This window comes from Rheinheimera maricola (genome assembly GCF_016918075.2).
GTDB classification, from domain to species: domain Bacteria; phylum Pseudomonadota; class Gammaproteobacteria; order Enterobacterales; family Alteromonadaceae; genus Alishewanella; species Alishewanella maricola_A.
In genome coordinates, this window is the sequence record NZ_JAERPS020000002.1 from 624,584 (window position 1) to 638,362 (window position 13,779).

General features: G+C 51.0%; 11 protein-coding genes. 5 read left to right on the forward strand and 6 right to left on the reverse strand.

Annotation, left to right across the window (positions count from 1 at the left end; translation table 11 throughout):
- Nucleotides 1–45: 45 nt before the first annotated feature.
- Both I4W93_RS08500 and I4W93_RS08505 read right to left on the reverse strand, forming a co-directional pair.
- Nucleotides 46–3,135: an efflux RND transporter permease subunit gene (locus I4W93_RS08500; protein ID WP_205309799.1), complete on the reverse strand. Its 3,090-nt coding sequence runs from the start codon at nucleotides 3,133–3,135 to the stop codon at nucleotides 46–48.
- Nucleotides 3,128–4,297, reverse strand: coding sequence for an efflux RND transporter periplasmic adaptor subunit (locus I4W93_RS08505; protein ID WP_205309800.1), 1,170 nt, complete (start codon nucleotides 4,295–4,297; stop codon nucleotides 3,128–3,130). Before I4W93_RS08505 ends, I4W93_RS08500 begins: the two co-directional genes overlap by 8 nt.
- 289 nt (nucleotides 4,298–4,586) lie before the next feature.
- Between I4W93_RS08505 and I4W93_RS08510 the strand changes: the two genes are divergently transcribed.
- On the forward strand, nucleotides 4,587–5,498 hold the full coding sequence (locus I4W93_RS08510; RefSeq protein ID WP_205309801.1) for a pirin family protein: 912 nt from the start codon (nucleotides 4,587–4,589) through the stop codon (nucleotides 5,496–5,498).
- A gap of 89 nt (nucleotides 5,499–5,587) precedes the next feature.
- Here I4W93_RS08510 and I4W93_RS08515 read toward each other — a convergent pair whose 3' ends face one another.
- Nucleotides 5,588–6,220 carry a DUF642 domain-containing protein gene (locus I4W93_RS08515; RefSeq protein WP_205309802.1) on the reverse strand — a complete coding sequence of 211 codons (633 nt, stop codon included), beginning with the start codon at nucleotides 6,218–6,220 and terminating at the stop codon, nucleotides 5,588–5,590.
- 241 nt (nucleotides 6,221–6,461) lie between these two features.
- Between I4W93_RS08515 and I4W93_RS08520 the strand changes: the two genes are divergently transcribed.
- On the forward strand, nucleotides 6,462–6,860 hold the full coding sequence (locus tag I4W93_RS08520) for an OsmC family protein (RefSeq protein WP_205309803.1): 399 nt from the start codon (nucleotides 6,462–6,464) through the stop codon (nucleotides 6,858–6,860).
- Nucleotides 6,861–6,882: 22 nt separating this feature from the next.
- Here the strand turns inward: I4W93_RS08520 and I4W93_RS08525 are convergent, their stop codons facing one another.
- Nucleotides 6,883–8,586, reverse strand: coding sequence for a class I SAM-dependent methyltransferase (locus I4W93_RS08525; protein WP_205309804.1), 1,704 nt, complete (start codon nucleotides 8,584–8,586; stop codon nucleotides 6,883–6,885).
- 288 nt (nucleotides 8,587–8,874) lie between these two features.
- Complete coding sequence (locus I4W93_RS08530) at nucleotides 8,875–9,678, reverse strand: DUF5694 domain-containing protein (protein WP_205309805.1); 804 nt, start codon at nucleotides 9,676–9,678, stop codon at nucleotides 8,875–8,877.
- A gap of 321 nt (nucleotides 9,679–9,999) precedes the next feature.
- Between I4W93_RS08530 and I4W93_RS08535 the strand changes: the two genes are divergently transcribed.
- Together I4W93_RS08535 and I4W93_RS08540 are read left to right on the forward strand one after the other, a co-directional pair.
- Complete coding sequence (locus I4W93_RS08535) at nucleotides 10,000–11,190, forward strand: alpha/beta hydrolase (protein ID WP_205309806.1); 1,191 nt, start codon at nucleotides 10,000–10,002, stop codon at nucleotides 11,188–11,190.
- A gap of 93 nt (nucleotides 11,191–11,283) precedes the next feature.
- Nucleotides 11,284–12,078: a hypothetical protein gene (locus I4W93_RS08540; RefSeq protein WP_205309807.1), complete on the forward strand. Its 795-nt coding sequence runs from the start codon at nucleotides 11,284–11,286 to the stop codon at nucleotides 12,076–12,078.
- Between the two features lie 20 nt (nucleotides 12,079–12,098).
- Here I4W93_RS08540 and I4W93_RS08545 read toward each other — a convergent pair whose 3' ends face one another.
- Nucleotides 12,099–12,716 (reverse strand): hydrolase TatD, encoded by a 618-nt coding sequence (locus I4W93_RS08545; protein ID WP_205309808.1) that lies wholly within the window; start codon nucleotides 12,714–12,716, stop codon nucleotides 12,099–12,101.
- A gap of 176 nt (nucleotides 12,717–12,892) precedes the next feature.
- Between I4W93_RS08545 and I4W93_RS08550 the strand changes: the two genes are divergently transcribed.
- Entirely contained in the window at nucleotides 12,893–13,669 is a 777-nt protein-coding gene (locus I4W93_RS08550; RefSeq protein ID WP_205309809.1) for a hypothetical protein, read from the forward strand.
- The last annotated feature ends 110 nt before the right edge of the window (nucleotides 13,670–13,779 follow it).

A 13,779-nucleotide genomic window follows, 5' to 3' on the forward strand; every position in this document is an offset into this window, starting at 1 on the left:
GGGGCAGCAGTACCGGCAAAGGTAAAAACGATGGCTTGGCCTAGGTTACTTTTTCGCAAACAAGCGCATAATCACCAGATAAAACACCGGCACTAAAAACACCGCTAGCACCGTGGCTGAAATCATGCCGCCCAGCACGCCGGTGCCTATAGCGTTACGGCTGGCCGAACCGGCACCCGAGCTTATCACCAGCGGCAATACGCCTAGTGAAAACGCCATCGAAGTCATAATAATTGGCCGCAGGCGCAGGCGCACCGCTTCCAGTATCGCCGCGGTAAGCTCTTTGCCTTGCTGTTGCAGCTCGCGGGCAAATTCAACAATTAAAATGGCGTTTTTCGACGCTAAACCCATGGTGGTTAATAGCCCTACCTGAAAGTACACGTCATTACCCAGGCCGCGCATATAGGCGGCAATTAAGGCACCGATAATACCCAGCGGTACCACTAAAATTACCGCAAACGGCACGCTCCAGCTTTCGTACAAGGCCGCCAGACATAAAAACACCACCAGTATTGATAACGCATACAGCGCCGGGGCCTGCGAACCAGACAACTTCTCCTGATACGAGGTTGCTGTCCATTCAAAACCTATGCCCGTTGGTAACTGGCTAATCAACTGCTCCATGGTGGCCATAGCATCACCCGAGCTGGTGCCCGGTGCCGGCTCACCCTGAATTTCCATCGCCGATACACCGTTGTAGCGCTCTAACCGCTGCGGGCCGTATACCCAATCGCTGCTGGCAAAGGAGGCAAAGCTGACCATCTCACCGTTGTTGTTACGCACATACCAACGATTAATGTCTTCAGGCGTCATACGAAACTGTGGTTCGGCCTGCACATACACCTTTTTCACCCGGCCACGGTCAACAAAGTCATTCACATAGGTAGAGCCCCAGCCAATAGACAGGGTTTGGTTAATATTGCTAAGCGATACGCCCAGCGCCTGCGCTTTAAGCTGGTCGACTGAAATTTTCAGTTGCGGCGCATCTTCCATACCATTGGGGCGCACACCCACCAGGTTGGCTTGCTGCGCGGCCATGCCGAGCAACTGATTACGGGCATTAAGCAAGGCGTCGTGGCCCAAACCGCCACGGTCTTGTAAGAACAACGAAAAACCTGTAGCGCGGCCAAGCTCGGCAATCGGCGGCAGGTTAAAGGCAAATATCTGCGCTTCTTTTACCGTAGCAAAAAAGCCCCAGGCACGGCCAATCACTGCCTGCACGCTGTCGGCATCACCGCGCTCATCCCAGTTGGCCAGCCGCACAAAGGCCAGGCCCATATTCTGGCCACGGCCGGCAAAGCTGAAACCGGATACGGTAAACACCGACTGCACTGCATCTTCGCTCAGATAGTGGGCCGACACTTTATCTAAAACTGCTTCGGTACGCTCCTGACTGGCGCCGGTAGGCAGCTGCACCATAGATAAAAATACGCCCTGATCTTCTTCCGGTAAAAACGACGTAGGCAAGCGCATAAACATCACGGCCATTACCGCAACGATAGCGCCATACACCAGCATCGAGCGCTTCGGCCGTGCCAGCATACCTGCTACGCCACGTTGATAATTGCGGTTAGTGCTGTCAAAACCACGGTTAAACCAGCCGAAAAAGCCGCCTTTGGCATGATGATCGCCTGTTATTGGCTTAAGCATGGTCGCGCACAATGCCGGGGTAAAAATAAGCGCTACCAACACCGACAAGGCCATGGCGGTAACAATAGTAATAGAGAACTGCTGATAAATAGCACCGGTAGCACCACCGAAAAACGCCATCGGCACAAACACCGCAGATAACACCAAACCAATGCCGACCAAAGCACCGGTAATTTGTCCCATTGATTTACGCGTGGCTTCTACCGGGCTTAAGTCTTCCTCAGACATTACCCGCTCAACGTTTTCCACTACTACTATGGCGTCATCTACCAGCAAGCCAATCGCCAGTACCATGCCAAACATGGTCAGCGTATTAATGGTAAAGCCAAATGCCGACATAATGCCAAAGGTACCCAGCAACACCACCGGTACCGCCAGCGTAGGAATAAGCGTGGCGCGAAAGTTCTGTAAAAACAGATACATCACCAGAAATACCAGAATAATGGCTTCAATCAGGGTTTGTACTACCGAATTTATCGACACCTCAACAAAGGGCGTGGTGTCATACGGAATAACCGTACTTAAGCCTTCGGGAAAATACGGCTTCAGCTCTTCCAGCTTGGCTTTTACCGCGGCGGCGGTATCCAGCGCATTAGCGCCGGTGGCCAGCTCTATGGCTAAACCGGTTGCATTCATGCCGTTGTAGCGCGCTATTAACGAGTAGTCTTCACCACCCAGCTCTATCCGTGCCACATCGCTTAGCTTTACCCTGGCGCCGTCGGCATTCACCTTTAGTAAAATCTGGCCAAATTCTTCTGCCGTCGTCAGCCGGGTTTGCGCCAGTATCGCCGCATTAAACTGCTGGCCGGGTAGCGCCGGGGCACCGCCCAGTTGGCCGGCGGTTACCTGATTATTTTGTACCTGAATGGCTGCGGTAACATCGGCCGGCGTCAGCTGATACTGGTTTAGTTTGTCGGCATCTAACCACACCCGCATGGCGTACTGGCTGCCAAACACCTGCACATTACCTACACCGGTGGTGCGGCTTAACGGGTCTTTAACGTTGGCCACGACAAAATCAGCAATGTCGTCGCGCGCCAGGCTGCCATCTTCCGAGATAAAGCCCACTACCATCAAAAAGCCGCCGCTGCTTTTGGCAACGCGAACACCGTTTTGCTGCACTTCTTGTGGCAACAATGGTAAGGCTTGCTGCAGTTTGTTTTGCACCTGCACCTGAGCAATATCGGCATCGGTGCCGGTTTCAAAGGTCAGGGTTAAGCTGACATTACCGGAAGAATCCGAGTTAGCCGACATATACATCAGGTTATCCAGGCCGTTCATTGCCTGCTCTATCACCTGAGTTACCGCATCCTCGGCTGTTTGCGCCGAAGCACCACGGTATGAGGCACTGATACTGATAGCCGGTGGCGCAATACGCGGGTATTGCTCTATCGGTAATTGTTTAATTGATAACAAACCGGCCAGCATAATCACAATGGCGATTACCCAGGCAAATATAGGCCGGTTAATAAAAAAGTTAGCCATTTACTGCTCCCGTTATTCTGTCGCAGTCTGGCTGCCGGCTGCCGGCTGCCGGTGCCTCTACTACCCGCACCGCTGCACCCGGACGTATTTTTTGTAAGCCCGCTACTATTACTTTGTCACCGGCTTTAAGGCCAGACAGTACCTGCCAGCTTTGCCCCACCGTACGGCCAATTTCAATCAACCGGGCTTCTGCCTTGTTGTCGAGGTTTACCAGCATAACCGACGCCTGACCTTTTGGCGTGCGGCTTACTGCGGCCTGCGGCACTAATAAGGCATTGTCATCGCTGCCATGGTGCAAGCGGGCGCGTACAAACATACCGGGCAGAAGATCACCGGTTCTATTCGGAAATACCGCTCTTAGCGTCACCATGCCGGTGCCAGGGTCTACGTTAACTTCAGAAAACTGCAGGCTGCCCTGCTGCGCATAGTCGCTGCCGTCATCCAGCAGCAAATCTACGCTTACCGTATCACTGCCAGTGTCGCGCAGTTGTTTTTTCAGCTTTAACAGCTCAGTGCTGGATTGGTTTAAATCGACATAGATGGGATCTAACTGGCGGATCGTCGCCATTATCTGGCTTTGGTTAGCGGTTAACAGCGCGCCTTCAGTCACTAAAGAGCGACCAATCTGGCCACTTATCGGCGCTGTAATTTCAGTGTAATCCAAATTTATTTGCGCAGTTTGTACTGCAGCAGCGCTGCTGGCTACCGCCGCATCGGCTTGCATTAACATGGCGACAGCATCGTCATAATCTTGCTGGCTTACGGCCTTGCTGCCTAGTAAGCCTTTAAAACGATCAGCTTTTAATTTAGCGTTATGCGCCAGCGCTTTGCTGCTAGCCAGGTTGGCCTTGGCATTGGCCAATGCTGCCTGATAAGGCGCTGCATCAATTTTGTATAGCAACTGGCCGGCCTCAACTTGCTGGCCTTCGGTAAATAAGCGTTGCTGCAAAATGCCGCTTACCTGTGGCCGGATCTCCGCCTGGCGATAATCGGTAGTGCGGCCGGGTAATTCGGTGGTCAGTGCCAATACTGTGGTCGCCAAAGTTACCACCGCCACCTCCGGTGCCGGTGCGCTTTGCGCAGCGCCTTGCTGTGGCTCGCTGCAGGCTACCAATACGAATACCGCAGCCAATGCCACGCTCAGTTTACGTTTCAAACCCATACCCACTCCTGTTATCCACTGCCCTTAAGCGCATGTAGCAGCTTGGGCAGGTTAGACCGCGCAATATACATACAAGGCTGTATGTAATCAAGACTAAAGCGCCGGCCCCGAGACCAACGGTAAAAAAATGCTGACCAATGGCATTCAGTGCAGTATAGACCGTCAACCTGGCGCTAACCGGCAAACAGCACCGTTTGATAAAACCGAAGCGAATGTGCGGTTTTATCGCCTCTTTAATCTGTGGCAGCTGTTCTATACTTGGCTTTTTGTTAATGCAGGTAGGCGAAACATGAGTACAGAAACCAGCAACAACAATGCAAACTGCGACACCGACAGTGGTTGCGGCGCCATCGATTTACTGATCCAGCCGCGCGACAAAGACTTAGGCGGCTTTTCTGTGCGCCGCACTTTGCCGACACAGCAGCGTAAAATGGTTGGGCCGTGGATCTTTTTTGATCATATGGGCCCGGCTGAATTTGCAGCAGGCAAAGGCATTAGCGTGCGGCCACACCCACACATTAACCTGGCCACGGTAACCTATTTGTTTGAAGGCGAAATACTGCACCGCGACTCTTTAGGCAGCTACCAAACTATTACCCCAGGCGATATTAACCTTATGGTAGCAGGCAGCGGCATTACCCATTCTGAGCGCGAACGGCCAGAAGTCACTGCCACCGCGCACAGGCTGCACGGCCTGCAACTGTGGCTGGCCTTGCCCGAAGCCGACGAAGAAATCGCCCCGGCGTTTTATCATTACCCCGCTACCAGCATACCGGCACTAAACATAAACGGTGTTGCCGTGCGGGTGCTGATGGGTAGCGCTTATGGTGCAACCTCACCGGTCAAAACCTATGCGCAAACCTTGTATGTCGAAGCCGAATTAACCGCCGGGCAAAGTCTTAACCTGCCCACCTGTGCCGAGCGCGCCATTTATGTTGCCAAAGGTGCATTACAGCTAAAGGATACCACTGTGCCAGAGCACGCCATGGTGATACTGAACAGCGTCGAGGGAGTAGTGATAACCGCCAGCGCCGACAGCCGGATTGCACTTATCGGCGGTGAAAGTATGAACCAGCGTTATATCGAGTGGAATTTCATCTCCAGCCGTAAAGAGCGCATCGAGCAAGCCAAACAAGACTGGCAAGCCGGACGCTTTGCTAAGGTGGTGGGTGATGAAGACGAGTTTATTCCGTACCCGTAGCTGCTAAGCTATTGTCGAAGTTCAAACAGACGGTAAATAAAAAAGCCGCCAATGATGGCGGCTTTTTCAGCGCTTAGCTACGGCTATTGTTAAACGCTGCGGCTATTACGGCGTTTACGGCTTACACCGGCCAAGGCCAGTAAACCCAAACCAAAAGCAGCAATGCTGGCCGGCTCTGGTACAGCTTGTACGCTTGGTAAACTGCTAACCTGTACGGCATCAAGAAAGTTACCCATAGTACCGGAGTTTAATGCAGTAAAACGCAACGTAGTATTGCTGTCGGTCGCGACAAAACTGCGGCTGGCAAAGCTCCAGCCTTGCGTAGTGTGGTCGTCAATTAACCAATTTACACCGGCCAGTGACACATCAAACTGTTCATTGCTGTTATTGCGGGCCCGGTAAAAAAAGCTCAGCTGATACTGCTGGCCAATGTCGGTAGCAAACGTCTGAAAAATAGACCAGTTACCCTGGTTGCTGCCGTGGGCGTTTAACTCAATAAAATGGTTACCGCTTACTGCATGAACACCGTTCAGGCCATTCCATATTTCAATATTGCTGCCACTCCAACCCTCAAACAGATTGCTGCTCATCCAGCTCCAACTGCCCGCTTTAAGCGTATGCGATTCAAAATCGCCATTAATAATAAGCCCGGCATGGCTGCTAAAACTGGCAACCATTAGCGCAGTCGCGCACATAAAACGACGCACAGGTGTAAATGACATTTTGTTCCCTCAAACAGTAGGCTGAAATAATGGCCTCATTGTACCAGTTGGGCATATAAGCGGGAACAAAATTTGTTCAAATTGCTGAAATATTCTTCAGCCAAAATGCGCATTTAAATAAATCAATATGTTAACGTGTGGCAGTTACTATCACTACAGCCGCAGCCCTAGGCATTCGCTTATTTGCCGGCTAACATCGCTGCTAAGCACACCCTAACAACAACCCGAGCACAGGTGGTATATGAGCATCACATTACGTAAAAGCGACAGCGGCGTATACCGCCAAACCATTCGTATACACCAGCACAGCGTATTTGCCGACGTCGCCAAAGACTTAGGTGGTGACGACAGCGCCCCCGACCCGCACGACTATTACGACGCCGCGCTGGCCGCCTGCAAAGCCATCACGGTAATGATGTATGCCAAACGCAAGCAACTGCCGCTGGACTATATCGACATAGAAATAGAGCGCGACAACAGCCGCGAAGCCCAGGGTGTGTATGTGTTAAATGTGCAGCTAAAGCTGCTGGGGCAATTAACCGACGAGCAAAAAAGCCAACTCGCCGCCATCGCCGATAAATGCCCGATACATAAGCTGATGACAGCGGCGACCACAGAGGTGAAGACCAGTTTTAGCTAACCGGCTTGTGCAGTGTGGCAAGCTACCACTCAGCCACTTGTAGCCGCTGCTTTACGCCAATTATCTGCAACTGCAGAGCGTTAAATACCTCATCAAAATCGCGGCAGCCGGTTGCGATGTTTGGCAACGATAAACCGGCTTCAATAAAAAACCGTTGTTGCTCCGCCTCACTCTGCCAGGCTTGCTGCCACCAGTCTTTAATATGATAACCGGCTGATTTTAACCGCGCCTGGCTGGGTAGCCGGTCACGTTTCAGCTTGTTTTCCCGCGAGCTGGCCGGCAGCAGGTTCCATAAATCGTTATTCGGCCAGTAACTAAATGGCACACAGTGGTCAATATCGTAGCTATAGAGTAAGTCACCGCTCCAGACGCTGCACACCGCCGCGCCCTGCCCGCGCAGTGTTTCAACCTTTTTCCTCACCAACGCGGTATCGTGCTGCCGATCCAACCAGCGTAGCTGGTTATGGTAGGTATCAAGTGTGATCTGCCGCTGTTGGTTCAGCTCATACTTTTGCATTTCTGCCACCCATTGCTGCACCAGCAAGGGTTCTATCCAGCAGCCGTATTGGCGAAAACAGTTCCACATATCTTCGAGCAGCACAAAGCTACCGAAGCTGTCTAAAAAGGTTTTATCCAGCAACACTGCGCTTTGGCGTTTGGTTTTACTGCGCTGCATATCAAACAGGCGGTTATCTTTATGGCCCTGCCAGATATACGTCACGGGCCCAGCTTTAATGGTCGCTAAGGTATCGCTGAACAACTGCTGCAAAGCGCCAGCGTCCTGGCCGGTGTAAAAGTTACCTATAGCAAAATCGTCTGCAGTAAGGTGTTTGAGTAAATCCCAGCCGCTGGCTTTAACGAAACCCAACCCTTTAGCCGGGTCTGAGCTTTGCTGAATATTGTTATCCACCAGACGTTTAAACAGGCGGATCCAATACAGCGCCACCAAGCCAAGCGAAATAGCGACAGTGCCGTCTTGTTTATCGACTACTGCACCGGGATGAGCATCAGCTATACGCACCAAAGTGCGCAGCAGCGCCAGTTTATAGGTCGAAGATTTATTGTCGTTCACTACGATATGCCGCACTTTGCTCAGGCTGCCACTACCGTCATCCGGCAGTTCCAGCACCAGCGTTTGCCATGTCACACCACTGCGGCCACCGGCATCAGCGGTTATCTCGCTGACAAAGCGCAGCACCAAGCCAAACTGCCGCGCCAGCGCAGCTATTTCATCCACAGTTACCGGATAAGCAGTACGCTGATCGCTAAAATCGCCAAATCGCAGGCTTAACACAAAACGACCGCCTGGGGCTAACAGGTTGGCAATCTTACGAAATGCCCGCTCACGTTCAGACAGCGCAATGTGCATCCACACCGCGCTGAGTAAGATGGTATTAAATTGCAGGTTAAGCTGATAACAGGCTTTAAGTTCCGGCAGGCTGTCTTGCAGCCACTGCACTCTGGTAACTTGCTGCGCCAGTAGCCCGTCTGTTTTTAACTGACCTAAGCGCAGTAAGTCTGCAGCAGGTTCAATGGCAATAACCTGGCAACCCTGCCCAGCCAGCCACAACGCATCACGGCCACTACCGGCGCCAATATCCAGCACCAGTTGCTCTTTTGGCCAATACGGCTGCCAGCAAGCATGCACCTGCTCAAAGCTTAGCGCATCATATTGGGCAGCAAATAGCGCCGCGCCCTGGTGGTAAATATCAATGGTTTTGCTCATTCAGTTGCTAAAAGCCTTTCAAACGGTTGCCAGTGTTGTAGCAATATTCCAGACGCGTGGCAATGGGCAGAATAGCAACACCCCCCCACTCCAACTTTGGCGCTACTATGGCTAACAATACCGATTACAACCTGCTGGCACCCAGCCGTAGCAACCACTTTAATACCTGCTTTTCGTGATTATTATGATATTACCTCGCTTGCCAGGGCACTTACCCAAACAAAAAACCGCAGCATTACCCAACCAGGTTAAAAGCGCTGCAACCTGGTTGAGAAGAACACCTGAATATCAGAAAAAACTGTCAACAGACACCGCTTTGCGCTGTGTGTCACTGGCCAGAAAATCTTTGATAACCGCTATATGGCCTTGCCCGGCAATTACCAAAACCCGCTTGCCCGGGCTGGCCGCTAGTTGAATGTTGGCGTACATGCGAAAGTTTCTGTGCCACCAACTTGCCGCAGCATCTGCGCCGGCAAAGCCATCCCCGGCACCTACCTCATTGCTGAGTAAGTAAATAGATTTATTCAGCCGGTATTGTTGTTCTGAATTCATCGCGCGCAATAAATCAGCCAGGCTCAATGTTCTATGCATGTCGTTGCTTTGGGCAGTAACGTCTGCAATTAAGGTATCAAAAGCTGCTTGAATGGCTGGTGCCTTTGTTGGCATTTGTTCAAACAGTGGCCCGGCATTCCACTGTATTTCCCGCTCGTCGAAGCAGCGCACGGCGCTACCACCTGCGGCCTTAGCCACCCTGAATCCGAGTTGATAAATCTCATTCACTGGCAGTGTAAACTCGCCTTTTAAATACTGTTGATACTGCTCATTTAGCTTGCCCTGAAAGCCTACCGCACACTCCAGCAAAACATCTGTCGGGGCAAAATCCTGCGCCAGTTTTTGGCTAAAGGCTTGTAAATACTGCTGACTGTCAGCAGAGGTAACATCCAACACTGACGTTTTTACCGTGTCCAAACCGGGGTTAGTAAAGTGAAAAGTACCCAGCAACATAATTTGTGCCGGCTCTTCAGCACGAACAGTTTGCGCTCCTATTAACAGGGAAGTTGCCAGTAAGACTAAAGCGGATAATTTTTTCATTGAAATAACCTTATGAATTTTTGAAATCAGACACTAATTTGCGAAAATCATGTAGCGAAAACCATGCCAACACTTAAGCATTTGTTTTATATCGATTTAAAAAATGGAAATGCAAATTTCTGCTTTATGGTTCAAGTGACATGAGTAGAACTGACCACGTTTTAGTGTGTAACGCCAATTAAAGAAAGGGCTTTGTTGAGCAGCAGTGTGATGCGTAGACTAGATTATTCGGGCTAGAACAACATTAAACTTAATCTTCAATTAAGCGGTGAAAACGCAGATCAACCACTAGCATCACCAACATAAAGGAAAGCAGCAACAATGACTCACAGCAAAATCATCCTGACAATTGCCGCTGTTTTAACCCTAACTGCATGTGCCGACAAAAATCCGGCAGTTGCCAGCTTAACCATTAAGGTGACACCACCCGCTGATTACTCTGCCAGTGAAACTATTCATCTGGTCGGCAGTTTTAATGATTGGGCGCTGGAGGGTGACCAGGCTTACCCACTTAGCACCGACAAAGGGGAGCTGAGTACTACTATTCCCGTCACCGAAAAAAATGTATTTTTCACCTTGGTAAAAAATAAAAATTGGCAATTGATGCCCGCCAACGAAATGGCAAAAAGCCAATGTATCTATCTACATCAGGCAACCGGTGACGATGCCGAAATGGCCGTGCATATTCCGCTCTGGACCGGCGATAAACCATTAAAAACTGCTGAGCCAAGTTTAAGCGGCAACATAGTACAGCATAAAGATTTTACTCTGCCGCAATTTGCCCGCAGCAGTGATATAGACGTTTATCTGCCCAAGTCCTACCAACACAACCCCGACAAAACCTACCCGGTTTTATATATGTTAGATGGCCAAAATATTTTTAACGCTCAATCAGCACACAGCGATGAATGGCGCATTGATGAGCTGCTGGAACAGCTGACCGCCGCTGGCACTTTGGATGAAATGATTGTGGTGGCGGTGCCCAACAGTGTCCACCGCTGGGTTGAATACAACCCCTGGGATTTTAAAGACCGCGATGGCAAGGCCGCACAAGGCCAGGGTGAATTAACGATTCGCTCGATTAAGGACACACTAAAGCCCTTTATCGACAGCAGCTACCGCACCAAGCCACAGTCAGCCAACACCGGTTTAGCGGGCAGCTCGCTGGGCGGCTTAATGGCCATTTATGCCGCGCTGGCGCATAGCGACACCTTTGGCTTTACCGCCGCATTTTCACCGGCTTTAGCGGTTGAAAATATGCACGGAAAAAATGTGTTATTCGAAGCTATCAAACAGCAGCAAACTATTGGCAATAGCAAAATATATTTTGATATGGGGCAGATGGAATATGGTAATTACGAGCAAATCGAGCAATTAAATAGCCTGCTACTCAAACAGGGTTTTCAAGCGGAAAATCTTAAGTTGGTGAAGGATGATTTGGGACGACACTGCGAAGTGGACTGGTCGCGCCGGTTCCCTGGTGCACTAAAATGGTTGCAAGCCGGCATCTAATACATTGCAAAACGCACACCGGCGAATAACTGGCTCAGCCATTTGTTACACCCTGCGCCAATTTAGTTATAATCGCCACTTTTGGACGCTACTATGGCAATTGATACCGATTACAACCTGCTGGTACCCAGCCGTAGCAACTATTTTAATACCTGCTTTTACTGCGGCTGTATTGCCGCCAGGCATGATTATGCGCCGCCGTTGCAATATGTGGAGTTTTACCTGGCCACGCGTGAGCCAAGTGAGTTTTTAAAAATACCCAGCTGTAATGAGTGTGTTGAACTGCTAAAAGCCTGCAAGGCCGGCACCTTGGATGAGCGGCGGCTGTTTGCCAGGGCTGCCTTAGCGAAGAAGTATGCCAAAGCGCTGACCATATATGACATGTGGACAACTGAAGAGTTAGCCGGGTTAGATTTTAGCCTGCGCCACAGTATTGAAGCCGGCTTAAAACTGGGTGCGGAAACCACACAACGGCTTAGCTTTGCTGGCTTTGACTATGAAGCCGGCGGTATTAGCCAGCAGGTGCACGATACCGCCCCGCTGGTGTTTGAGGTGTTTGGCGAGAGTTTTGATAGCTTTCGTGAAGCATTAGATTTTGCCAGTAAAGCCTACCGCATACCGAAAAACGCCTTAAAAGAAGCCTTTGCCGATAACGACAACAACTTTGAGCGGGCGATTAATGCCATACATAAGCAAGTGGCTGAGAAAGAATTTAACCAGCAGCTAAAACAGCAATGTGCCGCCTTTGCCAAACAGCATAAACAAGCAGTGATTTTTGTGCATAAACAGGTAGAGCGTTACCTGAGTGAAAACACCGAAATGACCATAGCCGAAGCACTGCAGCAGTTGTACGACACCAGGGTAAAGCCGGCAGCTACCAGGCATTAACCGCAGCAACGGTTTACTGCTTAAGGTTGTTTAACCACAAAGCCGCGGGCGCCTAAATCCAGCGCCAGCGCGCGCAGTTCGCTTTGTTGTGCTACCGGCGCATAGGCAAAACAGCTGACCTGTAAACCGGCCTCAGCCGCAGTATGAATAAACTGGCACAACTCGCTAAAACCCAATTGCGTTGGCTTAACCGTTTGCTGATACGCCGGCGGATTAGTGACTGGCAGGTAAATCTCCAGTTTTTCTACTTCAAGCGCCAGAAGCTGTTGGCACAATGCCGGCGCCGCGTTGGCTGCCACCAAGCCATAAGTGACCAGCGTTACCGGCACACCATGGCGCTTGGCTTTAAACGCCGGCAACAACACCGCTAGCATATCAAGGTGCAACAGGGGGTCGCCCATACCGGCAATGGCCAGGCCTCGCAGCTCAAACTCAGTTGTTGCATGTTGCTCGTAACCCGCCTGATAGGCTTGCTCTGCTGCGGCAAGTAGCTGCGACGCTGTCGGCGCAGGCGCCAGCTGCTGCGCCAAATTGCTGTTAGCCGCCAGCACTAATAACGACTGCGCTGCCGGCAAACGGCTACCGCATTGCAAAGTTAAACGCTGCTGGTCGACATAGCTAAACGGGCTGGCACTCATAACATACTCCTGCGATACCTGGCGGTTAAAGGCTGATTATCCTATCTGGAACAATGCGCTAAGGTAAGGCTTTGGCTAATATTTTAGCTTTTTATCGCAAGTATCAGCACTGTTAAATGGCAGCTAAATTTGTCACACTCTGCCGCTAACCCTAAGCGTTGCTGCCGGAGCCACCCATGCTGAAACCCTGTTTAATACTGTTAACGCTACTTAGCCTGCTGCTGTTTACTAGCCGGGCTGACACGTTGCCCGCTGCGGCATTGGCCTTTACCGACGAGCAGCAAGTATTGCCAACCCTAAGTGCGCTGCAGCAAAACGCCGTGGCCGAGCAAAAACTGTTGTTACTGGTATTAGGCAGTGGTTGGTGCCACGACAGTGAGGCGCTGCTAAAGCAGTTTAACCAGCCGGCATTCGCCGCCCAGTTGCAGCAGCGTTTTAACATTGCACTGGTGGATGTAGGCTATTTGCAATATGGCCAGGCGGTGACGCAGCGCTACCAATTGCCGCTGTACTACGGCACGCCCACGGTGATGGTTATTAACCCCGCCACTGGCCAGCTGCTAAATAAAGCCGATTTAATGCACTGGACCAACGCGGCGTCGCATTCTGCCACCGACTACCAGCAGTATTTTATGCAGCAGGATTTTTTGGCCACTGCAGCACAACAGCCAGACATAGCCCCGGCACTAATGCAGCAAATTAACCAATTTGAGCGCCAGCAAGCCGACAAACTGGCACTAGCCTATCAGCACCTGGGGCCTTTACTGGCTGGCTTTGAAAGCTCGGACACTATGCCCGACAATGCCTTTAGGCGCAGCTGGAATGAAGTAGCAGCGTTTCGCAGCGCTATTATCCCTGCAGTACAGCAACTACAGCAGCAGGCGGCGACTCTGCCAGCCGATGGCCAGCTACAACTGCCGGTATATCCGCCATTTAGTTTTAGCAAGCAGTAATAAACGTTCTCACTATTTTGTTGTTTTGTATCGATAAAACCGATTAGCCCAGCCGGAAAAACTCACTGTCGCGATACGCGTACAGCGTCTATAGTTTGAAGCATCTTGAT

What these genes read in the sequence shown, in the direction of transcription:
- I4W93_RS08500 (WP_205309799.1), bottom strand. Translation starts at nt 3,135, where the DNA reads ATGGCTAACTTTTTTATTAACCGGCCTATATTTGCCTGGGTAATCGCC.
- I4W93_RS08535 (WP_205309806.1), top strand. Translation starts at nt 10,000, where the DNA reads ATGACTCACAGCAAAATCATCCTGACAATTGCCGCTGTTTTAACCCTA.
- I4W93_RS08545 (WP_205309808.1), bottom strand. Translation starts at nt 12,716, where the DNA reads ATGAGTGCCAGCCCGTTTAGCTATGTCGACCAGCAGCGTTTAACTTTG.
- I4W93_RS08520 (WP_205309803.1), top strand. Translation starts at nt 6,462, where the DNA reads ATGAGCATCACATTACGTAAAAGCGACAGCGGCGTATACCGCCAAACC.
- I4W93_RS08505 (WP_205309800.1), bottom strand. Translation starts at nt 4,297, where the DNA reads ATGGGTTTGAAACGTAAACTGAGCGTGGCATTGGCTGCGGTATTCGTA.
- I4W93_RS08515 (WP_205309802.1), bottom strand. Translation starts at nt 6,220, where the DNA reads ATGTCATTTACACCTGTGCGTCGTTTTATGTGCGCGACTGCGCTAATG.
- I4W93_RS08530 (WP_205309805.1), bottom strand. Translation starts at nt 9,678, where the DNA reads ATGAAAAAATTATCCGCTTTAGTCTTACTGGCAACTTCCCTGTTAATA.
- I4W93_RS08525 (WP_205309804.1), bottom strand. Translation starts at nt 8,586, where the DNA reads ATGAGCAAAACCATTGATATTTACCACCAGGGCGCGGCGCTATTTGCT.
- I4W93_RS08540 (WP_205309807.1), top strand. Translation starts at nt 11,284, where the DNA reads ATGGCAATTGATACCGATTACAACCTGCTGGTACCCAGCCGTAGCAAC.
- I4W93_RS08510 (WP_205309801.1), top strand. Translation starts at nt 4,587, where the DNA reads ATGAGTACAGAAACCAGCAACAACAATGCAAACTGCGACACCGACAGT.
- I4W93_RS08550 (WP_205309809.1), top strand. Translation starts at nt 12,893, where the DNA reads ATGCTGAAACCCTGTTTAATACTGTTAACGCTACTTAGCCTGCTGCTG.